Genomic DNA, 21,387 nt, shown 5'->3' on the forward strand with positions numbered 1-21,387 from the left:
GCCGTAGACGAAAAAGCCGTCGTGATTGACGGCTTTTTTGTGGGTGCTTACAACACGGGATCGGCTTTGCGTGGGCGCCCACCCTTTTTGCCATTCGCCCGTGCGGCGGCAGACTTTGCAGCACTGCTCTGACGACCATTGCGCGAAGCCACTACCGAGGCGGCCATCAACATCAATGATGGATTCGCCGAAATCATTCCGGCAATGGAAACGTCGAGATCCTTGCCTTCGTGGCATAGCGCAGTACCGGCGAAATCAACTCTCAGGTTCTCATAATCCTGTGCATCGAATCCGTCGAACTCCGCATATCGATCCACCGGTAGCAATACGCCGCTACCGTCTTCAAAACGGATGACCAGGGACGGATTTTCAAAGGTTACAGAGACAACCTGCAAACTGTTCGCTCGTCGTGCTTCCCCGCGCTGGATGGCGGTATCGATCATTTCCTCCGTCAGCGGCAGACGTGCGGACGGCTTTGCCTTGATGATTGTCATAATTCGATTTCGACTCCCTCCAATGCGCCTATCAACGTCAGAAGGGTCTTGTCCTCTTCTGGCTCATAACGCGCTGAACCCACTCTGTACGTCGTGTCGGTGACAAGTCGCATCGTCAACACTTCGTTTGATTGGCTATCCCACAACTGATTGTCGAGACAGACTGTTTGCAATCTTGACCACCAGATCCCCCGTGCCCGTCGTAGATGAGCGGGCTGTTCAAGGGATCGACACAAGCCTTCCAGCACGGCCAACGGTGGCCGACGAGAGAGCGGAACGACATCCCAAAGCTCAATATCGTTGTGCCAGAAACTGAACTGTAACCGGGCACTCCAACTACCCGCGTTCACATGAACGTGCGGCGGGCAATGCTCATCTCGCAGCATGATGACAATCGACAATCCTTTGTAGCTGCACACCTTCATGCTAACCCATCCGTTAGGTTAATAACTTTCAGGATTTGATATTCCTTTCAAATCCGACGACTGGTGAACGAGCATAGGTTTCGCCTCACCACTTTGAGGCTAGCGTCGGAGCAGGCGAGAAGTTGTCCAATCTTCAGCAAAAAACGTAAGCAAAGCTGTCGTTACATCTTGATCAAAAAACAATCTGAAAATTGCTTGTGCGATCACCGAACAAAACACGCCGAGGTAATCTTCGTTCAATTGACCGATGTAACCATCTAGTACATTTTACCTCCACAGGCTGAAACCCTCGGCCCAAGCCAAAAACAATAAGTGGAGTTACCCCTCATGCCCCCTATCGTTCTGGTGCTCAACGGCCCGAACCTGAATTTGCTCGGCACCCGTGAACCGGCGACTTACGGTCACGAAACCCTGGCTGACATCTCGGCTTTGTGCGGCCGCGCTGCCGAAGAATTCGGTCTGGCCGTGGAGTTTCGCCAAACCAATCACGAAGGCGAATTGCTCGACTGGATTCACGCCGCACGCGGGCGTTGTGCCGGGATCGTGATCAATCCGGCGGCGTGGACGCACACCTCGGTGGCGATCCGCGACGCGCTGGTTGCCAGTGAGTTGCCGGTGATCGAAGTGCACCTGTCCAACGTCCATGCGCGTGAGCCGTTCCGGCATCATTCGTTCGTCTCGGCCATCGCCATCGCAGTGATGTGCGGCTTCGGCAGTCATGGCTATCGCCTGGCCCTGGAACATTTCAGCCAACGGCTGAAGGGGCGCGCAGCATGAGCCGCAAACCGGTAATACTGGCCGGACTGATCGGCGCCGGCATTCAAGCCTCGCGCACACCCTCATTGCATGAACATGAGGGCGATGCGCAGGGCATGCGTTACCTGTATCGCCTGATCGACCTCGATCAACTGCGCATGGACATCACCGCCCTGCCCGACTTGCTGTTGGCGGCCGAGCGAATGAACTACACCGGCCTGAACATCACCTTCCCATGCAAACAGGCGATCATCCCGCTGCTCGACGAACTGTCGCCCGAAGCCCGTGGCATCGGCGCGGTCAATACCGTGGTGCTGAAGGATGGAAAACGTGTCGGCCACAATACCGACTGCCTGGGTTTTGCCGAGGGCTTTCGCCGTGGCTTGAATGACGTTGCCCGTGAGCGCGTGGTCCAGATGGGCGCTGGCGGTGCCGGTGCGGCTGTGGCCCACGCGCTGTTGAGCGAGGGCGTACAGCAACTGAGTATTTTCGACGTCGACACGGATCGCGCCGAAAGCCTGGCGAACAATCTCAATCAACATTTCGGTTTTGGTCGCGCAGTCGCCGGGCATGATTTGCCGAGCGCAATGAATCAGGCCGACGGCCTGGTGAACACTACGCCGATGGGCATGGCCAAATTGCCGGGCATGCCGGTGCCGGTCGAGTTGCTGCGCAAGCAATTGTGGGTGGCGGAGATCGTGTATTTCCCGTTGGAAACCGAACTGCTGCGCAATGCCCGCGCATTGGGTTGCCGCACATTGGATGGTGGCAACATGGCGGTGTTTCAGGCGGTGAAGGCGTTTGAATTGTTCAGCGGCGTGGTGCCGGATGCGCAGCGGATGCTGGCGCATTTTCAAAGCATGAAGGGTTGAACTCATTCCTCTGTGGGAGCGGGCTTGCCCGCTCCCACAGAGTGTGGCGTCAGGCTTGCAGATACCGCAACACCGACTCGCAAATCATCTCGCGGTGGCGCTGCTTGATGCTTTCGTCCGGCAGATCGATCTGAAAAATCTCACTGAACGTGTGGCGGTTCGACACACGATAGAAGCAGAACGAGCTGATCAGCAGATGCACATCCAGCGCATCGAGCCCGCTGCGGAAAACGCCCTCCTCGGCGCCCCGACGGAGGATCTCGCCGAGTGAATCGAGGATGGTGTTGTTCATCGCCTTGATCGCATCGGAACGCTTCACGAATTCGGCATTGTGGATGTTCTCGATGCAGACGATCCGCACGAAATCGACGTTACGGTCGTGATGATCGAAGGTGAACTCCACCAGCCGCCGAATCGCCACCACCGGCGGCAGCTCAGCCAGGTGCAGACGGTTTTCCGTGGTGCGAATGTCGCCGTAAAGCTTCTCCAGCACTTCGACGTACAACTGCTCCTTGCTGCCGAAGTAGTAATAGATCATGCGCTTGGAGGTGTGGATGCGTTCGGCGATCGCGTCGACGCGGGCGCCCGACAATCCTTGCTGGACGAACTCGACGATCGCCTCCTGCAGGATGTTCTCGCGGGTCTTTTCCGGATTGTTCTTGCGACTCTTGCGCGGCTCTACGGCGGATACGACGGGGGCTGCGGGGAGTTCTGATGTCATTGTCATTGCGGGCTCACGGCCATCACTGCACAGGCTGGCGATTATGGGCCGCGCAGCACAGTGAAGGAAGCTGCGCGGCCCGTGTTTAATCCCGCGTTTACGAATTTCCTACAACTTCGCCTGGCGTACCGCGCCACTGCGAGATTTAGCCATCGCCGCCAGACGTACCGCGACGTTCGCCGCGCCGTAACCGGCATAACCGTTTTTGCGCTGGATGATCTCGAAGAAGAAGCGTCCTTCGAACGGCTCGGTGTACACATGAAACAGCTCGCCGCCCTGGGCATCACGGTCATAGAGCACGTTGTAATACGCCAGTTCGCTGAGGAATTCGTCATCGAAATCGAAGCGTGCCGCCAGGTCATCGTAGTAGTTGAGCGGGATATCCAGCAGCGGCACGCCAGCCTCTTTGGCGCGCCTGACTTCGGCGAAGATGTCTTCACAATCGAAGGCAATGTGATGCACACCGGAGCCGCGATAACTCGACAGTGCGTGAGAAATCGCGGTATTGCGGTTCTCTGAGATGTTCAGTGGCAGGCGGATCGAGCTGTCGCGGCTGCGCAAAGCTCGGCTTTTCACTAGACCGTACGGGTCGGGCAGCACCACTTCGTCGTCGGCTTCGAAATCCAGCAGGCTCTTGTAGAACAGCACCCAGCTGTCGAGGCTGTCCGCCGGCAGCGCCATGGCCATGTGGTCAATACGTTTGAGACCACCACGGGCTACCGCGCCTGAGAGCAGATTGAAATCGGTGCCGTAGACATCGGCCTCTTCATCCACCAGATAAATCAGGCTGCCATCCGGCGCACGTACGGCCGCCAGCTCCAGTTCATTGGGGCCGACCAGTCCGCGATAGGGTTGGCCTTTATAAGCCACGGCACGCGCCAGTGCGCTGGCGCTATCGTTGACCCGTACGGCAGTCGCGCACAGCGATGGGCCATGGGCTTCAAAAAAGCTGTGTGCAAACGAATACGGCTCGGAATTGAGGATCAGGTTGATATCGCCCTGGCGCAGCAGGCTGACACTCTTGGAGCGGTGCTGCCCGGCCTTGACGAAACCGAGGCGCTCCAGCCAATTCGACAGTTTGGCGCCGAGGCTTTCATCGACGGCGAACTCGAGAAACTCGATGCCGTTGTATTCGCTGGCCTTCGGTGTTTCAAAGAGGATTTCGCGGTTGGCGACAGGCGTTACTTCCTGCTCCAGGCGTTGCCGGGTTTTCTCCTCCAGGTACAACAGCGAGCGCAAGCCGTCGGCAGCGTTGGCCCGTGGCGGTGCGGCGCGGAAACCGTCGTTGAAGATTTCCAGCGACAGCGGCCCGGTGTAACCACTCTGGATGATCGGCGCGAGAAACCCCGGCAGATCGAATTCGCCCTGCCCCGGGAAACAGCGGAAATGCCGGCTCCACTCCAGCACGTCCATGGCCAGAATCGGCGCGTCGGCCATTTGCACAAAGAAAATCTTGTCACCGGGAATGTCGGCAATCGCACGCGGATCGCCCTTCAACGACAGGGTATGAAAGCTGTCGAGCAGCACGCCAAGGCTTGGGTGATCGGCTTGGCGCACGATGTCCCAGACCTGTTGATAAGTATTCACGTGCCGACCCCAGGCCAGCGCTTCGTAACCAATACGCAAGCCACGGGCGCTCGCGTGTTCGGCCAGCAAACGCAGATCATCGACGAGTATTTGCTGATCGCCAACGCTGTCGGCCGACGCATTACTGCACACCAGCACGAGGTCGGTGCCCAGTTCCTGCATCAGATCGAACTTGCGTTCGGCCCGTTCAAGGTTGCGCGCCAGACGATCACGGCGGCAGCCTTCGAAATCGCGGAATGGCTGAAACAGAGTGATGGCAATCCCGAGGTCGGCGCACATCTGTTTAATTTCACGCGGACTGCCGTCGTAGTACAGGAGGTCGTTTTCGAAAATCTCCACCCCGTCGAACCCGGCGGCGGCAATGGCTTCGAGCTTTTCCGGCAGGGTGCCGCTCAAGGAAACGGTGGCAATGGAACGCTGCATGTTTCAACTCCCGGTCTACGCCGCTGTGTGGCGGGGGATCGTTTTTGTCGTGGGGGAAATTATTGGCTGCATCCCTTCGCGCAGCAATTTAAAGTGTACTACCCGGTTAGTTTTGCGTGCGATTATCGAACACAATGGCGGTTTGGCGAATTGACGATTTTTTGTCCACTACCCAACATCGACCGCACATTGAGTCCGGATCTGAACCACCGGTCGCAGCGTGCAAGAAAAAAGCACACCAAATAAAAAATCCAAAAACGGGTGGAACACATGATTCCTTCACAGACTTCCCGCATGGCTCCGGCCATGAGCACTGCCACGGGTGGCATCGGCGACAAGATCCGCGGCGCCATGGCGGTCGGCAAAACCCGATGGGGGATGCTGGCGCTGGTGTTTTTCGCCACCACTCTGAACTACATCGACCGCGCCGCGCTCGGCGTCATGCAGCCCATCCTCGCCAAGGAAATGAGCTGGACGGCGATGGATTACGCCAACATCAACTTCTGGTTTCAGGTCGGTTACGCCATCGGTTTCGTGCTGCAAGGGCGATTGATCGACCGGGTCGGCGTCAAACGCGTGTTCTTCTGCGCAGTCTTGTTGTGGAGCCTGGCCACCGGCGCTCACGGTCTGGCGACCTCGGCGGTCGGCTTCATGGTCTGCCGCTTTATCCTCGGCCTGACCGAAGCGGCGAACTACCCTGCCTGCGTGAAAACCACGCGCCTGTGGTTCCCGGCCGGCGAGCGTGCAGTGGCCACCGGCATCTTCAACGCCGGGACCAACGTCGGCGCGATGTTCACGCCGATGCTGTTGCCTCTGGTACTGCATGTGTGGGGCTGGCAGGCCGCGTTCCTGTGCATGTCGGCGCTGGGCGGCATCTGGCTGTTGTTCTGGGGACTGAAGTACTTCAACCCGGAAGATCATCCGAGCGTCAAACAATCGGAACTGGATTACATCCAGCAAGAGGTCGAACCGGAGCAAGCCCGCGTACCCTTCTCGAAAATCCTCCGTATGCGCGGCACCTGGGCCTTCGCCCTCGCCTACTCGCTGACCGCGCCGGTGTTCTGGTTCTACCTGTACTGGCTGCCGCCGTTTCTCAATCAGCAATACAACCTGGGCATCAACGTGACCCAGATGGGCATCCCGCTGATCATCATCTACGTTACCGCCGATTTCGGCAGCGTGGGCGGAGGCATTCTGTCGTCGTTCCTGATCGGTCGCGGGATGAACTCGATCAAGGCACGCCTGCTGTCAATGTTCCTGTTTGCCTGCTGCATCATCGGCGTGGTCATGGCCGCAGGTTCCGCCAATCTGTGGGTCGCAGTGGCTGCAATCTCGCTGGCGATCGGTGCGCATCAGGCATGGACGGCGAACATCTGGAGCCTGGTGATGGACTACACGCCCAAGCACATGATGAGCACGGTATTTGGTTTCGGCGGCATGTGCGCAGCGATCGGCGGGATGTTCATGACCCAGATCGTCGGCCATATCCTGACGGTCACCAACAACAACTACACGGTGTTGTTCACGCTGATTCCGGCGATGTACTTCCTCGCACTGACCTGGATGTACTTCATGGCGCCGCGCAAGATTCCTAACGTCACCGAGTAACCTGCCTACACCAGCCTCTCCTGTAGGAGTGAACCTGTTCGCGATGGCTTTTTATCAGTCAACATTGTCATCGACTGACCGACTGCCATCGCGAGCAGGCTCACTCCTACAGGGGGTTGCGGTGCTTCAGCGGCGGCTCTGCTGCCATGCCGCTGCCAGCCCGCTGCAACAGATCACCGCAATGCCGATCACCGTCAGCAGACTCGGCGTGTGATTGAACAGCAGCCAGCCCAACAATCCCGCAAACACAATCTGGCAATAACCGAACGGCGCCAACAATGCCGGCGCAGCGTGGCGGAACGCCTGAGTCAGAAACAAATGCGCGGTCATCCCGCAAGTGCCCAGCGCCAGCATCAGCCCGGCGTGAGTCAAGGTCGGCACCTGCCAGAAGAACGGCACCAGCGCGCTCATCACCAATGTGTTGCACAATCCGGCAAAGAAGTTGCTGGTGGTCGGGCTGTCGATTGCTGCGAGCTTGCGTGTCAGCAATTGGTAGAAGCAGAAAAACAACGCCGAGCAGAACGGCAGCAACACGGCCGGCGTGAACAGTTCACCGCCGGGGTGGACAATAATCAGCACGCCGACAAAGCCGCAAATCACCGCAACCCACTGCCCCCGTGTTACCCGCTCCTTGAGCAACGGTACCGACAGCGCCGTCACCAGGACCGGCGCCAGAAAGTTCACCGCTGTGGCTTCCGCCAACGGGATGTACAACAGCGCCGTAGTGAAAAACAGGCTGGTGCCGAGCAGGCACAATGCGCGGGTCAACTGCCATAAAGGCATCTTCGTGCGCAGGACGCGCAGCCCAGACTGCGGCAGAAAAATCCCTGCCATCAACAGGGTGTGCACCACATAGCGTGCCCACACCACCATCACGATCGGATAGAAGCCCGAGAGGTACTTCGACAGCGCGTCATGGCTGGAAAACAGGAAGGTTGCCACGACAATCAGCAAAATCCCCTTGAAGGGTTGATTGACTCCGGAGAGTGGGGTGCTGACGGTCATCGATTATCTCTGAAGAAAAGTGAAGCGAGGAAAGCCCTCAAGCAACAATCTAGAACCTGGTTCCAGATTCTTACAGCTCGTAATCATAAAAGCGTGCGATCAACGCACAATTTCGCTCTTTCGTAGAGCCCGCGCCCACCGAATCTTCAGCGAACAGGTTAGACGAACAACTCGGACGCCAGACTCGCCGCAGACAACTCCTCAGTAAACTTCAGTAGCAACGGCGCCAGTTCGTGCAGCCTCGCCCCCGGCATTCGTGCACTGGGCCCGGCAATGCTCAACACACCAATTACCCGCCCCTCGGCAGGATGACGCACCACCGCAGCAATCGCCGATGTCCCGACGGCCGAACTTTCTTCGACACAGGCATAGCCCTGTTCGCGCGCCAGCCGCAGGCGCTCGAGCAATTCGATATTGGAACGCGGTGCATTCGGCCCGAGATCGGCTGGCACTGCGGCGGCCTGACGCTCAACCAGCGACAACGCTTCGGCGTCGCTCATGCTCGCCAGCCACGCATGCCCGGACGCCGTATAGAACAACGGCGCATCACGCCCCATGTCCGGGTCATAGCGCAGCCCGGTGCGCGCCCCCTGGGACTTGGCAATCCAGGTCTGGCGATCACTTTCGATGACGCCAAGTCGCACCAGCTCCCCGGTTTCCTGAGCCAGGCGATCAAGCACCGGTTGCACGATGTCGGCACCACTGCTCGACAGGTAACGAAAGCCCATCGCCACCAATTTGGTCGACAGGTGATAACGCAGCGTGTCCGGATTTTGTCGCACATAACCCAGCCGGGTCAGCTCTGCGAGCAAGCGGTGCGTTGCACTTTTCGGGATGTCGATCTGCTCGGCCAGGGTCCGCAACGCTAACCCGCGCGGATCACTGGTGAGGTGTTCCAGCACGCTGAAAACCCGTTCGATTTGACTGCCGGCCATGGTGTGATCCCAGTGAAATTTCGTGGATTCTAAAATATTCGCAGAACAAATCGAAATCTGGAACCGCCTGACCCTTCACAAAAAACTTCTGTTGTATGGAATTCACCGAGCACTACAGGTTCTTACCGGTCGACCAGTCGAGTGTACGAATAGACGGACGACCGGACTGGCGCCACACTCACACACCAGCAACACTCATCACCACAACAAATAGAGGATTCCCACATGCTATGGAAAAAAGGCCGACGCAGTGACAACGTCGTCGATGCCCGTGGCGATGATAGCGGTGGCGGCGGCGGGATGCGGTTTGGCGGCGGCAAGGGACTGAGCCTTGGAGCGATCCTGTTGATCGTCGGCATCGGCTGGATCACCGGGCAGGATCCTCTGCAAATTCTCGGTCAGCTCACGGGGCAAATGTCCGAGCAACCGGCGCCTTCTTCGCAAACCCGTCAGGCCCCTCCTGCCAATGATGAGCAAGCCGAGTTTGTGCGCTCGATCCTCGGCGACACCGAGGACACCTGGGGTTCGATTTTCCAGCAGGCCGGCCGGCAATATAAGGACCCGACCCTGGTGCTGTTCAGCAACCGGGTCAATTCCGCCTGTGGTCTGGCCACCTCCGCCACCGGGCCGTTCTACTGCCCGGCGGATCAGAAGGTCTATCTGGACATGGCGTTCTTTCAGGAAATGTCGCAACGCTTCAAGGCCGCAGGCGATTTCGCTCAGGCCTACGTGATTGCTCACGAAGTCGGACACCATGTGCAGACGCTTCTCGGTGTCTCGGCGAAAATTCAGACAGCCCGCCAGCAAGGTCGGCAGATGGAGGGTGACGGTGGCTTACTGGTGCGCCAGGAGCTGCAAGCCGATTGCCTGGCCGGTGTCTGGGCCTACAACGCGCAGAAGCGTCTGAACTGGCTGGAACCCGGCGATATCGAAGAAGCCTTGAACGCCGCCAACGCCATCGGTGATGATCGTTTGCAGCAACAGGGTCAGGGCCGTGTGGTACCGGACTCGTTCACCCACGGTACGTCGGCGCAAAGGGTGCGCTGGTTCAAAACCGGCTTCGCGCAGGGCCAGGTCGGCCAGTGCGACACCTTCGCGGCGAAAAACCTGTAAATGCATAAATGGCTTTTGGCTTTACTGATCATTGGCAGCACCGCACAAGCGGCCGGCGTCGACGCGATCAGTCCCGGCCGCTTGCAACTGCAGGCCGGGGAAATGGCGGTGGGCATCGGCCCGGCGCCAGAGAAAATCGAGCGTGTGCTGATCGTCATTCATGGCCGTTTGCGCAACGCCGAGACCTATCGCAAAAGCGCCGAGAGCGCCGCCGAGCTGGCTGGGCAAACCGCGCACACGCTGGTGATCGCGCCGCAGTTTCTCAATGAAAGTGATGTCGCCCTGTACTCGCTCCCCGCGACATTGTTGCGCTGGAAAGGCAACGAATGGATGGGCGGTGGGTTATCCACAGGGCCGAATCCGTTGAGTTCTTACGCGGCCCTCGACGCGATCGTCGCCCGAGTCAGTGATCGCAAACAGTTTCCGGACGTGAAGCAGATCGTGATTTTCGGCCACTCCGGCGGCGGCCAGGTGGTGCAGCGTTATGCCCTGCTCGCCAAGGACCAGCCTGCGCTGAAAGCCAACAACATTCGCCTGCGTTACGTCGTGGCCAATCCTTCCTCCTACGCTTATTTCAACGAGCAGCGGCCGGTGGCGTTCGATCACGCCAAGTGCATGGGTTTCAATCGCTGGAAGTACGGGCTGTCAGACATGCCGGTGTATGCCGGTGGGCAAACGCCGTTGCAGCTTGAAAGCAGTTACATCAAGCGCGAGGTGATTTATCTGCTTGGGCAGCAGGACATCGACCCGCAACATCCGGCGCTGGACAAAGGCTGTGAGGCCGAGGCCCAAGGCGCTTACCGCTTGATACGCGGCAAACTGTACTTTGGGTATTTGCTGCGTCGCCATCCGGAAGGGGTGAATCAGCGGTTGGTCGAGGTGCCCGGGGTTGGGCATAACGGTGATGAGATGTTGACGTCGGCGGAGGGTCAAAAGGCTCTGTTTGAACAGTAAGTCTTGTGGGGGCTGAACCGGCCTCATCGCTGGCAAGCCAGCTCCCACAGGTTCTCAGGCGAGTACAGAATTGCATCCGACGCAGATACTGTGGGAGCTGGCTTGCCAGCGATGGGGCAATTACAGGCGACACAGGTTTTCAGGCCAGAAGCATCCGCCGCAACTCGACACAATCCTGCGCATGCCAATCCGTCAGCTCCGGCCACGGATTATCCGGCAGGTTCACCAGCACCGTCCGCGCCCCCGCCGCTCGCCCGCAATCCAGGTCAAAGCGGTAATCGCCAACCATCACCATCTCACTGGCCGGCACTTTCCAGGCCTCGGCCAGTTTCAACAAGCCACCTGGATGCGGTTTCGGCGGCGCTTCATCACGCCCAAGCACATCGTCTACCGCAAAGCAGTCAGCGAGGCCGATGGCCTCAAGAGTGACGTGCGCCAACTCCCGGGCATTGCGCGTCAGAATGCCGAGACGATACCCGCGCGAGTGCAGGTCACGCACCAGTTCCACCGCACCGGCGGCCGGTTTCGATCCCAGCGCCAGATCGCGCTCATGCTCCAGCAACCAGGCATGTTTCGCTGCGGCCTCATCCGCCGGTAAGGCGGCAAGATGCGTGAGGATGTCATCCTCGGGCGGGATCGCCAGCGCCACGCGAATCGCCGCAAAATCATGCACGGCGACGGTCAGCGTGCCGTCCATGTCGAACACCCAATGACGAACTTCGGCCAGGCTCATGCCCAATCCTTGCGATGCCGGATCAAACCTTCCTGAGTCACCGAGGCCACCAGTTGACCGGCACGGTTGTACACGCTGCCACGGGAGAAACCGCGAGAGTTGCCGGCCCATGGACTGTCCATCGCGTAGAGCAACCAGTCATCGGCGCGCAAATCGTTGTGGAACCACAACGCGTGATCGAGGCTGGCGACCTGCATGTCTTTCTGCCAGACCGATTTGCCGTGGGGCAGCATGGAAGTGGTCAGCAGACCGAAATCCGAAGCGTAGGCCAGCAGGTATTTGTGCAGCGCCGGAATGTCGGCCAGTGCACCGTCGGCGCGGAACCACACGTACTTCACCGGATCGGCCGGTTGCGGGTTGTACGGATCCTTTTCGGTGACCGGGCGTACTTCGATCGGTTTCGGACACAGCAGTTTTTCGCGCATGTGTTCGGGGATCAGGTGTGCGCGTTGCTGGGTCAGTTCCAGCTCCGACGGCAGGTTTTCCGGGCCGACCACAACCGGCATCTGGCTCTGATGCTCGAAGCCTTCTTCGTCGTATTGAAACGAAGCGCTGCAGGTGAAGATCGGATGCCCCTTCTGGATCGCCGTCACACGACGGGTGCTGAAACTGCCGCCGTCACGCACGCGGTCAACCGAATACACCACCGGCAACTTCGCGTCGCCCGGACGCAGGAAATAGCCGTGCATGGAATGCACGTGGCGGGCTTCCTCAACTGTCTGACTGGCCGCCGATAGCGACTGACCGAGCACCTGACCACCGAACAACTGACGGAACCCCAGGTCCTGGCTGCGGCCACGGAACAGGTTTTCTTCGATTGGTTCCAGGGTCAGCAAATCGACCAGATCTTCCAACACTTGGCTCATTCAGACTCTCCTCACACAAAGCAATGCCGCGCAGTCTTGGCTGCGGCGGCCGATTCTGGTTCTGGCGCGGGCCAATGATTTGGCGGCCATTGTAAACGTCCGTGTCGGCTTATCCATGCAAGGTTTGCAGCCACTGCTCCCGGGTGATGCGGTACAGCACATGTCTTCGTAACGGGTGATCGACGGCGAGTTTCGGATGATCAAAGTCATCAGCCGGCGCATGATGCATGCCGATTGCCTGCATGACTTTTTCCGACGGCATATTGCTTTGCGCGGTGAAGGCCACGATCTCCTTCAGCGCCAACCGATCAAAACCGCAACGCAGAGCGGTCCAGGCTGCTTCACTGGCGTAACCGAGGCCCCAATGTTCCTTGGCCAGACGCCAGCCGATTTCCACCGCCGGGGTGAACGGCGCATCGAAACCGACCACGCCCAGGCCGGTGAAACCGATGAACTCGCCGCTGTCCTTGCGCTCCAGCGCCCAGAGGCCATAACCGTGCTCGGCAAAATGCCCACGCACACGGCCGATCAACGCGGCGCTTTCCAGTCGACTCAACGGGGCGGGAAAGTAGCGCATCACCTGCGGATCGGCACACATCGCCGCAAATGCCGGCAAATCTTCGTCCTGCCACTGACGCATCTGCAGGCGTGCGCTTTCAAGTTCCAGTATCGGCTCCATCGTGCCCCTCCGTTTCCATGCCGCAAGTCTACATCGCTGGTAGGATCCTTCACTCTTTCCTACGTTTCCTACATGAAATCACCATGCCACTGCCGCTGATCTACCACGAAGACTACAGCCCGGAATTCCCGGCGGATCACCGCTTTCCCATGGACAAGTTCCGCTTGCTGCGCGATCACCTGGTCGACAGCGGCCTGACAAGTGACGCCGCGTTGCTGCGCCCGGAAATCTGCCCCAACGATATCCTCGCCCTCGCCCATGACCGTCGTTATATCGAGCGCTACATGAGCGGCGAGTTGTCCCGCGAAGACCAGCGGCGCCTCGGCCTGCCGTGGAACGAAGCATTAGCCCGGCGTACCGTCCGCGCGGTTGGCGGCTCGATACTGGCGGCGGAAAAAGCCCTGGAGCACGGTTTGGCCTGTCACTTGGCGGGCGGCACGCATCACGCCCATTACGACTACCCGGCCGGGTTTTGCATCTTCAATGACCTGGCGATCATCAGCCACTATCTGCTGCAAAGCGGCCGGGTGAACCGGGTGCTGATCTTCGATTGCGATGTGCATCAGGGCGACGGCACTGCGCGAATCCTCCACGACACCCCGGAGGCGATCACCGTTTCCCTGCACTGCGAGAAGAACTTTCCTGCACGCAAAGCCGAAAGCGACTGGGACATTCCGCTGCCCAAAGGCATGGGCGACGCCGATTACTTGAACGTGGTGGACGACGCGCTCAACTATTTACTGCCGCTGTATCAACCGGATCTGGTGCTATATGACGCTGGCGTCGATGTGCACAAGGACGACGCCCTCGGTTATCTGCAACTGACCGATGAAGGCGTCGCCGCCCGCGATGAAAGCGTGATGCGCCACTGCCTGGGTCGCGATATCCCGGTGGTCGGCGTCATTGGCGGCGGTTACAGCAAGGACCGCCACGCCCTCGCCCGCCGCCACGGCATTCTTCACCACAGCGCGCAGCGGGTCTGGCAGTCACACGGCTGTCATTGAGTTGTGCTGCGTTACCCACAATCGCTGTGGAACGGCCTGTGGATAACCTGAGCGAAAGGGACTACAGGCCATGCTGGCTATGGCCTGCAGCACGCTGATCAATTTTCAACCAGTTATTGAATCGCACGAAAAATTCCCCGGTGGGAGCGAGCCTGCTCGCGAAGGCGTCCGGACATTCAAGATTTAACTGACTGACCTGGTGCTTTCGCGAGCAGGCTCGCTCCCACAAGGATCTCCCATCTCTCACATTGGTTTGCGCTGTTAGAATGCGCGCCTTATCCCGCCAGACCGCAGCGCACGCCATGACCCAGACTCCCGCCGCCCTCCCCGCTCACATCGCCATTATCGGCGGTGGCCCCGCCGGCCTGATGGCCGCTGAAGTGCTGAGCCAGGCCGGAGTGCGCGTCGACCTCTACGACGGCATGCCCTCGGTGGGCCGCAAGTTCCTGCTGGCCGGCGTCGGCGGCATGAACATCACCCACTCCGAACCCTATCCGGCCTTTCTCTCACGCTACGCCGAACGCGCCCCGCACATTGCTCCGCTGCTGCGCGGCTTCGATGCCGACGCGCTGTGCCGCTGGATTCACGACCTGGGCATCGAGACGTTTATCGGCAGCTCCGGCCGTGTATTCCCCACCGACATGAAAGCCGCCCCGCTGCTGCGCGCCTGGCTCAAGCGCCTGCGCGACAGTGGCGTGGTTATCCACACCCGCCATCGCTGGCTCGGCTGGGATGAAACCGGCGCACTGCGCATCGCCAGCCCCGACGGCGAAATAACCCTCAAACCGGACGCCACCCTGCTCGCCCTTGGCGGCGGCAGTTGGTCGCGGCTGGGTTCGGACGGCGCATGGATGCTGCCCCTGGAGCAACGCGGCGTAGGACTGGCGCCGTTACAGTCGAGCAATTGTGGCTTCGAGGTGCAAGCCTGGAGCGAATTGCTCGTGAGCAAATTCGCCGGGGCGCCGCTGAAAAATATCGCCATCGGTTTGAACGATGACATTCCGCGCTTGGGCGAATGCGTGATCACCGCGACCGGCATTGAAGGGAGTTTGATCTACGCGCTGTCGGCACCGATTCGCGAAGCGATCAATGTGCATGGCTCAGCCACTGTTCACATTGATCTGCTGCCGGGCCGACCTGTGGATAAATTGCAGGCTGCGTTGAGCAAACCGCGTGGCTCGCGTTCGATGGCCAAGCATCTGCACAGTCAGGTCGGGATTGACGGGGTGAAAGCCGCGCTGTTGCGTGAACTCACTGACGCTGCGACCTTTGCCGATCCAGCGTTGTTGGCTCGGGCAATCAAGGCGTTGCCGCTGACGTTGATCAAAACCCGGCCGCTGGACGAGGCGATCAGCAGCGCCGGCGGTGTCAAGTTCGAGGCGATGGATGAGCGATTGATGCTCAAGGCGTTGCCGGGGGTGTTCTGTGCGGGTGAGATGCTGGATTGGGAAGCGCCGACGGGCGGATATCTGCTGACGGGGTGTTTTGCCAGCGGGCGGGCTGCGGGTTTTGGGATGCTGGAGTGGTTGCGCAAGGACTGAAGACCGCGTTGTGCCCTTCGCGAGCAGGCTCACTCCTACAGGGGAATGCGTTCCAATGCAGGAGTGAGCCTGCTCGCGATAGCGGCCTTACAGGTGCAGCGAATATTAAGGTTTACGCTTGCGTGGCCCGGTGTTGAATACCGGCACCTTGCGCACTGGCTTGATCGAAGGCTCCGGCGCCTGCGTCTCGCCACTGTCGACCCACTTGCCCAAATTGCGCTTGCCACCACCGCCAGACGTCTTCGGCTTTTTCGGTTTCTTCGGCTTCTTGATCACCTGACCGCTGGCGTCGGTATCCGGCACGCGGTGTTCAGGTTCGAAGTCCGGTTCGTTCTGACGCTTCAGCGTCTGACGCGTGAGCATCTCGATCGCCGAGAGCATGTTCACTTCATCGGCACACACCAGCGAGATCGCCTCGCCCGTCGCACCGGCACGGCCAGTACGGCCGATACGGTGGATGTAATCCTCAGCCACGATCGGCAGGTCGAAGTTGACCACCAGCGGCAAATCTTCGATGTCCAGACCACGGGCCGCCACGTCGGTAGCCACCAGAATCTGCACTTCACTGAGTTTGAAACGATCCAGCGCACGCTGACGGGTTGCCTGCGGTTTGTCGCCGTGGATGCCATCGGCGTTCACGCCCAGGCCCTGAAGTTTTTCCACCAACGCATCCACACCATTGCGGGTCTTGGCGAACACCAGCACCTGCTTCCACTTGTTCTTGCGCATCAGGTGCACGAACAGTTCGGCCTTGCGCTTCTTGTCCACCGTCACGATCCACTGTTTGACGGTGTTGGCGGCGACGTTGCGCGGGCTGACTTCGATGCTCAACGGATCGTTGAGCATCTGCCCGGCCAGCAGGCGGATGTCGTCGGAGAAGGTCGCGGAGAACAGCAGCGTCTGGCGCTTTTTCGGCAGCATGCGGTAGATGTTCGCCAGTTCCTCGGAGAAGCCCAGGTCGAGCATACGATCGGCTTCATCCAGCACCAGGGTTTGCAACTGATCGAGTTTCAGCGCGTTCTGGCGGAACAGGTCGATCAGGCGACCAGGCGTGGCGACCAGCACATCAACGCCGCCGCGCAGCTTCATCATTTGTGGGTTGATGCTGACGCCGCCGTACACCGCATAAGTGCGCAACGGCAGGTTTTCGGCGTACTGGCGCACAGACTCATGAACCTGCTCGGCCAACTCTCGGGTCGGCACCAGAATCAGCGCACGCGCCGAATTCGCTGTGACTTTCGGCCCTTCCATGGTCAGCAACTGCAACAGCGGCAAAGCGAAACCGGCGGTCTTGCCAGTGCCAGTCTGGGCGGCTGCCATCAGGTCACGGCCGGCCAGAACGGCCGGAATGGCTTGCGCCTGCACCGGCGTAGGGGTCTGGTAGCCGAGCGTCTCGAGGGAGCGCAGCAAGGGTTCGATCAGGCCAAGGGAGGCGAAAGTCATGGGAGTACCGTAGGAAAAATCAGCGCGGTTGCGCAAAACAAGGATGCAATTGCGCGCAGTTTACCCTAATTCACACGCTGCTCAGTCGGAATGGCTGTCTTCGGCGGCTCCACGACGAGCGGCTGCGCCGGGCGCCGCCACTGCGGCAGACCGATCAGTACCACGGCACTGATGATCACCAGCATCGCCAGTGCTTCTTCGATCCCGATGGTCTCGCCGACAAACACAATCCCCAGCAACACCGCCACCGCCGGGTTGACGTAGGCATAACTGGTCGCCGCCGCCGGACGCACGTGCTTGAGCAAGTACATGTAGGAATTGAAGGCGATGATCGAACCGAAAAAGATCAGGTACGCCAGCGCCAGCCAGCCTTCCACGGGGGGCACGGCTTGCAGATGTTCGCCACTCACCGCACTGCCGATCAACAGGACGACGCCGCCGACCAGCATTTCCACGGCACTGGCCATCGCCCCTTGCGGCAACGGCAAGTGCTTGCTCCACACCGAACCGAACGCCCAGGTCGCCGCCGCAAAAATCAGCAACGCCGCGCCCATCGGACTCGATTGCAGGTTGGAGCCCATGTTGAGCATGGCGATGCCGATGATCCCCAGCGCCACCCCGGCCCATTCAAGGCGGGTATTGCGCGCCCCCCAGAAATAGCCACAGAGCAACGTGAACAGCGGCACCGTCGCCACTGCCAATGCCGCAACGCCGGACGCCACCCCGGTGTGCTCGGCCACACTGACCGCTCCGTTACCGAAACTGAGCAGCAAAATCCCGATGATCCCCGCCGCTTTCCACTGCGCCCAAGTCGGGGCCGGTGCCCCGCGCCAGCGCAGGAAGGCGTACATCAACGTCCCCGCGATCACGAAACGCACACCGCCGAGCATCAGCGGCGGCCAGTACTCAACGCCGATACGGATCACCAGATAGGTCGACCCCCAAATCACATACAACGCAAAAAACGCGGCGATCAGAGGTAAGGAAAAACGGCGCAAGGCAGGCATGGGCAGCTCGAATGTCAGAGGTAGCGGATGAATTATTCTAGAAAGGCCGGTGAGCAAAAATAAGTTACAAAACCTGTTTATCGCGCCGGTACACTTTTGAAAACACGGAGATCGACGGGATAAACCACGATTTCGAAAGTCTGGCATTTTCAGGAGTTCAGCCTTGGACAAATACGACCGCATGCTGCTCAGCGCTCTGCTCGAAAACGGACGCGCGTCCTACGCCGATCTGGCGCGCAAAGTGAACCTCTCCGCCCCCGCCGTCGCCGAACGCGTGGCCAAGCTTGAGGCAGCCGGGGTGATCACCGGGTATGAGGCGAAAATCGACCTGTCGAAAATCGGTCTGCCGATCCAGTGCATGATCGAATTGCGTCTGCACCAGAACGGCAGCCAGAAGGTCTACGACGAACTGGTGAAAATCCCGCAACTCACCGAGTGCTTTCGAGTCACGGGCGATCCGTGCGTGATGATGAAGGGCGCGGTGGGCTCGATGCCGGAGCTGGAGGAGTTGATCAACCGGGTGGCGAAGTTCGGCTTCAGCAAGACCTCGATTGTGCTGTCGAGCGCCATCGAGAAGCGCGTGCCGCTGGGGCAGATGGAACAGGTGACAAAAACCCAGGCGTCATAAATACTTATCTACTCAGCTTACCTATTGGAATATGGAAAAAGAGCAATGGATGCCAAAAAGTGCCTTATCACTCAAGAAAGACTTACTCCAGAAACCGACTCTTTCGCTCATATCATTCCCCTCGCACTTGGCGGAACTCTAAAGCCTAAAGGTCTAATAAACCGAACAGCAAACGATATACTCAATAAGCGAGTAGACCTGAGAATCATCAAGCTTTTCAACCCGATAATGGCTTCCTTAGGTGGACTGCGAGAGGATGGCTCATCTCCGCCAAATACAATAATGACAGACACTAATGGCGACAAATATTATACGAATTTCGCAACTCCTTTTAGAGCCACAAAACCAGCATTCGAAAAAACCGAAACGCCTGAAGGCATTCTTTACAACTTCCACTCCAGAGACTCCCAAGATTATGAAAACCATTTAAAGCGCATCCAAAAGTTACACCCAGATATCGACTTGGATATTCCTTCCGCCCTTGCAAATGCAACAATTGTTGAGTCTTATCCGGAGCATCCAATGGGATATGACCTAAACATGAGCGAAAACAATATTTTTCCTGCGATTTTTGTCATGGCTTCTCTTTTCGCGGAGCATCACAAAGTCGGTGCGCACCCGCTCCTTCGAGAGTACGTAACTAATCTTTCGGACTTCCACACAAAAGAACTCATCGATAACATTCCTTTACCCCCAGATACGTTCTACTGGATACCGGAATTCGAAGTAATTGCTAATGAGCCTGATACACACACCATATTTTTGCTCGCCTGCCCCTTGAAGAGAAAAGCACTGATTAGCATTGAACTCTTCGGAATCTACTGCGGAACTATAAATGTACCTTATGAGGGCGATGAGATAATCAATGAGGTCTATGGCATCAACATCCTGACAGGCGAGGAAGTAACACCCGACATCAATTGGGATTATGTACTAAAAAGCGATTGGCGTGCGACCCACAAGACTGACGACCCTTTCATCATGATCCGGAATGCTAAGCGGTTAGAACGATTGATTACTCTGATAGAGCGAAGAAGTCTGGAAAAAGAACTTTCAAGGTTAGTCGACAGAAATCTTGCCGACACCGCCGATCGTGAAAATACGCTAGAAAATGCGGAGCTTTTGCTCGACGGCATTCTTGGCGACTTTCAGAACCTTTTCGACTCAATAGCCGACAGATACACACAAAGAGAACATCACAAAACAAAAGTTGATGAACGTCCTACCGCTTCATCACTCAACAAGCAGCAGAAAGAAACCTGAACAAGTCGGAAGCTATTTAAAGCCAATAAAACAAACAACTTTAATAATTGACCAACTGTTTCGCACATCGAAAGATCATCTAAATAATCTAGCAAAGTACACGGATAATTTTTACTCCGAGTTAGCGAAAGCGCTGAAGGTGCTCCCCCACCTTTGACGCTGGCACTTTCTGCAATTTGCACAACAAGTCGTGCGACAGCTCGTGCACGCCGTGCTTGCTGCGCAACTCTTCAGCCAGATGCGCCATCAGGTTGGCCGCCATCTCGGCATCGGCCATGGCCCGGTGAGCCTGGCCGGTATGCGGCAATCGCGCGAACGTGGTGAGGGTGCCGAGTTTGTGGTTTGGCGCGGCCGGCATCAAGCGGCGGGCCAGCAGCAGTGAGCAGGCGAAGTTCTGCAACCGCGTGCGCTTGATCCGCCCCAGTTCGAAATCCCAGAACTTCTGGTCGAACGAGGCGTTGTGCGCGACCAGTGGCGTGCAGCCGACGAATTCGTTGACCTCTTCCATCACCTTCTCGGCCGACGGCGCGGTGCGCAGCATGGCGTTGCTGATGCCGGTCAGTTGTTCGATGAAGGCCGGGACGCGCACGCCGGCGTTCATCAGGCTTTGGTAACGCTCGACGATGCGGCCGTTTTCCAGCATGACCACGGCGATTTCCGTGGCGCGACAGCTGCTGTTCGGCGAGAGGCCGGTGGTTTCAAAGTCGATGACTGCAATGCGTTCCAAACCGGGTTTAACTCCGTTCAATTCTTGAGTAGTCGCTTAGTTCTTCAGCAGCAGCGCGCCTTCGATCGGCACATAACGGCTGGCGGCGCGGATCAGCGAGTTGGCGGTCAGGCCCGGCACGCCATAGGCTACGGCTTGCACGCCGTGCTTGCTGATGATGCGTTCGAGCAGCATGTCGAAGTCACCGTCACCGGAGGCCAGGACGATTTCGTCGACATGGTCGGCGGCGTCCATGATGTCGAGGGTGATGCCCACGTCCCAGTCGCCCTTGGCCGAGCCGTCGCTGCGCTGGATGTACGGCTTGAGCTTCACGGTGAAACCGAGGTTGCGCAGAATCTGCTGAAACTGCTGCTGCTTGCTGTCACCACGGTCGATCGCGTAGGCGTAGGCCTCGACGATCTGCCCGTCCTTGCTGATGTCGGCCCACAGCGCGGCGTAGTTGAAATGGCAACCATAGGCCTGACGCACGGTGTAATAGAGGTTCTGTACGTCGGCGAACACTGCGATTTTTTTCACCGGAGTTCCTGTGAGCGCGCAAGCGCCCGAAGCGGGATCAGGCGCCTGGCCCGAAAAAGGCGCCCAGTATGCCAGCCATGAGGAAGT

At 58.6% G+C, this 21,387-nt stretch carries 22 protein-coding genes; 9 read left to right on the top strand and 13 right to left on the bottom strand.

What is annotated here, in order from left to right:
• Positions 1 to 47 precede the first annotated feature (47 nt).
• Positions 48 to 494 carry a DUF2442 domain-containing protein gene (locus ACIONG_RS13845; protein ID WP_213026643.1) on the bottom strand — a complete coding sequence of 149 codons (447 nt, stop codon included), beginning with the start codon at positions 492 to 494 and terminating at the stop codon, positions 48 to 50.
• Positions 491 to 919 (bottom strand): DUF4160 domain-containing protein, encoded by a 429-nt coding sequence (locus tag ACIONG_RS13850; RefSeq protein ID WP_249412073.1) that lies wholly within the window; start codon positions 917 to 919, stop codon positions 491 to 493. The genes ACIONG_RS13845 and ACIONG_RS13850 overlap by 4 nt, the downstream gene beginning before the upstream one ends.
• Positions 920 to 1,246: 327 nt before the next feature.
• Between ACIONG_RS13850 and aroQ the strand changes: the two genes are divergently transcribed.
• Complete coding sequence (gene aroQ / locus ACIONG_RS13855; protein ID WP_103303637.1) at positions 1,247 to 1,696, top strand: type II 3-dehydroquinate dehydratase; 450 nt, start codon at positions 1,247 to 1,249, stop codon at positions 1,694 to 1,696.
• A complete protein-coding gene (locus ACIONG_RS13860; RefSeq protein ID WP_103303638.1) occupies positions 1,693 to 2,547 on the top strand; it encodes a shikimate dehydrogenase in 855 nt (284 codons plus the stop codon). The genes aroQ and ACIONG_RS13860 overlap by 4 nt, the downstream gene beginning before the upstream one ends.
• Positions 2,548 to 2,596: 49 nt before the next feature.
• On the opposite strand, the gene ACIONG_RS13865 is transcribed toward ACIONG_RS13860, so the two are convergent.
• Positions 2,597 to 3,274 (bottom strand): TetR family transcriptional regulator, encoded by a 678-nt coding sequence (locus ACIONG_RS13865; protein WP_401300166.1) that lies wholly within the window; start codon positions 3,272 to 3,274, stop codon positions 2,597 to 2,599.
• A 102-nt stretch (positions 3,275 to 3,376) separates the two neighbouring features.
• The gene (quiC, locus tag ACIONG_RS13870) at positions 3,377 to 5,278 is read right to left on the bottom strand and encodes a 3-dehydroshikimate dehydratase QuiC (RefSeq protein ID WP_401300169.1); all 1,902 of its coding nucleotides are present in this window, start codon (positions 5,276 to 5,278) and stop codon (positions 3,377 to 3,379) included.
• A 270-nt stretch (positions 5,279 to 5,548) separates the two neighbouring features.
• On the opposite strand from quiC, the gene ACIONG_RS13875 reads away from it, so the two are divergent.
• Entirely contained in the window at positions 5,549 to 6,886 is a 1,338-nt protein-coding gene (locus ACIONG_RS13875) for an MFS transporter (RefSeq protein ID WP_103303641.1), read from the top strand.
• A 126-nt stretch (positions 6,887 to 7,012) separates the two neighbouring features.
• On the opposite strand, the gene ACIONG_RS13880 is transcribed toward ACIONG_RS13875, so the two are convergent.
• Together ACIONG_RS13880 and ACIONG_RS13885 are read right to left on the bottom strand one after the other, a co-directional pair.
• Positions 7,013 to 7,891 carry a DMT family transporter gene (locus ACIONG_RS13880; RefSeq protein WP_401300173.1) on the bottom strand — a complete coding sequence of 293 codons (879 nt, stop codon included), beginning with the start codon at positions 7,889 to 7,891 and terminating at the stop codon, positions 7,013 to 7,015.
• A 158-nt stretch (positions 7,892 to 8,049) separates the two neighbouring features.
• Positions 8,050 to 8,826: an IclR family transcriptional regulator gene (locus tag ACIONG_RS13885; protein ID WP_401300175.1), complete on the bottom strand. Its 777-nt coding sequence runs from the start codon at positions 8,824 to 8,826 to the stop codon at positions 8,050 to 8,052.
• Between the two features lie 225 nt (positions 8,827 to 9,051).
• Here ACIONG_RS13885 and ACIONG_RS13890 point away from each other — a divergent pair, with 225 nt between their 5' ends.
• Positions 9,052 to 9,939: a neutral zinc metallopeptidase gene (locus ACIONG_RS13890; RefSeq protein ID WP_213026650.1), complete on the top strand. Its 888-nt coding sequence runs from the start codon at positions 9,052 to 9,054 to the stop codon at positions 9,937 to 9,939.
• Positions 9,940 to 10,893, top strand: a complete 954-nt coding sequence (locus ACIONG_RS13895) for an alpha/beta hydrolase (RefSeq protein ID WP_401300179.1) — start codon at positions 9,940 to 9,942, stop codon at positions 10,891 to 10,893.
• Between the two features lie 139 nt (positions 10,894 to 11,032).
• On the opposite strand, the gene ACIONG_RS13900 is transcribed toward ACIONG_RS13895, so the two are convergent.
• The 3 genes from ACIONG_RS13900 to ACIONG_RS13910 all read right to left on the bottom strand — a co-directional run bounded on the left by ACIONG_RS13900 (position 11,033) and on the right by ACIONG_RS13910 (position 13,171).
• Entirely contained in the window at positions 11,033 to 11,626 is a 594-nt protein-coding gene (locus ACIONG_RS13900) for an HAD family hydrolase (RefSeq protein ID WP_401300182.1), read from the bottom strand.
• A complete protein-coding gene (tesB, locus tag ACIONG_RS13905) occupies positions 11,623 to 12,492 on the bottom strand; it encodes an acyl-CoA thioesterase II (RefSeq protein ID WP_064589320.1) in 870 nt (289 codons plus the stop codon). The genes ACIONG_RS13900 and tesB overlap by 4 nt, the downstream gene beginning before the upstream one ends.
• A 109-nt stretch (positions 12,493 to 12,601) precedes the next feature.
• Complete coding sequence (locus ACIONG_RS13910) at positions 12,602 to 13,171, bottom strand: GNAT family N-acetyltransferase (protein WP_401300185.1); 570 nt, start codon at positions 13,169 to 13,171, stop codon at positions 12,602 to 12,604.
• A gap of 83 nt (positions 13,172 to 13,254) precedes the next feature.
• On the opposite strand from ACIONG_RS13910, the gene ACIONG_RS13915 reads away from it, so the two are divergent.
• Together ACIONG_RS13915 and ACIONG_RS13920 are read left to right on the top strand one after the other, a co-directional pair.
• Positions 13,255 to 14,175, top strand: coding sequence for a histone deacetylase (locus ACIONG_RS13915; RefSeq protein WP_213026653.1), 921 nt, complete (start codon positions 13,255 to 13,257; stop codon positions 14,173 to 14,175).
• A gap of 302 nt (positions 14,176 to 14,477) precedes the next feature.
• Positions 14,478 to 15,716, top strand: coding sequence for a TIGR03862 family flavoprotein (locus tag ACIONG_RS13920; protein ID WP_401300189.1), 1,239 nt, complete (start codon positions 14,478 to 14,480; stop codon positions 15,714 to 15,716).
• Positions 15,717 to 15,821: 105 nt separating this feature from the next.
• Here ACIONG_RS13920 and ACIONG_RS13925 read toward each other — a convergent pair whose 3' ends face one another.
• Both ACIONG_RS13925 and yedA read right to left on the bottom strand, forming a co-directional pair.
• Positions 15,822 to 17,159 (bottom strand): DEAD/DEAH box helicase, encoded by a 1,338-nt coding sequence (locus ACIONG_RS13925; RefSeq protein WP_103303649.1) that lies wholly within the window; start codon positions 17,157 to 17,159, stop codon positions 15,822 to 15,824.
• Positions 17,160 to 17,224: 65 nt separating this feature from the next.
• Positions 17,225 to 18,166 (bottom strand): drug/metabolite exporter YedA, encoded by a 942-nt coding sequence (gene yedA, locus ACIONG_RS13930; RefSeq protein WP_401300192.1) that lies wholly within the window; start codon positions 18,164 to 18,166, stop codon positions 17,225 to 17,227.
• Positions 18,167 to 18,329: 163 nt separating this feature from the next.
• On the opposite strand from yedA, the gene ACIONG_RS13935 reads away from it, so the two are divergent.
• Together ACIONG_RS13935 and ACIONG_RS13940 are read left to right on the top strand one after the other, a co-directional pair.
• Entirely contained in the window at positions 18,330 to 18,794 is a 465-nt protein-coding gene (locus tag ACIONG_RS13935) for an Lrp/AsnC family transcriptional regulator (protein ID WP_401300195.1), read from the top strand.
• A 45-nt stretch (positions 18,795 to 18,839) separates the two neighbouring features.
• Positions 18,840 to 20,057, top strand: a complete 1,218-nt coding sequence (locus tag ACIONG_RS13940; RefSeq protein WP_401300198.1) for a hypothetical protein — start codon at positions 18,840 to 18,842, stop codon at positions 20,055 to 20,057.
• 121 nt (positions 20,058 to 20,178) lie between these two features.
• Here ACIONG_RS13940 and ACIONG_RS13945 read toward each other — a convergent pair whose 3' ends face one another.
• Both ACIONG_RS13945 and ACIONG_RS13950 read right to left on the bottom strand, forming a co-directional pair.
• Positions 20,179 to 20,784, bottom strand: a complete 606-nt coding sequence (locus tag ACIONG_RS13945; RefSeq protein ID WP_401300201.1) for a PolC-type DNA polymerase III — start codon at positions 20,782 to 20,784, stop codon at positions 20,179 to 20,181.
• Between the two features lie 36 nt (positions 20,785 to 20,820).
• The gene (locus tag ACIONG_RS13950) at positions 20,821 to 21,300 is read right to left on the bottom strand and encodes an NYN domain-containing protein (protein WP_007949802.1); all 480 of its coding nucleotides are present in this window, start codon (positions 21,298 to 21,300) and stop codon (positions 20,821 to 20,823) included.
• Positions 21,301 to 21,387 lie beyond the last annotated feature (87 nt).

This window comes from Pseudomonas sp. NPDC087817 (genome assembly GCF_044742875.1).
In the GTDB taxonomy this organism is placed as follows: domain Bacteria; phylum Pseudomonadota; class Gammaproteobacteria; order Pseudomonadales; family Pseudomonadaceae; genus Aquipseudomonas.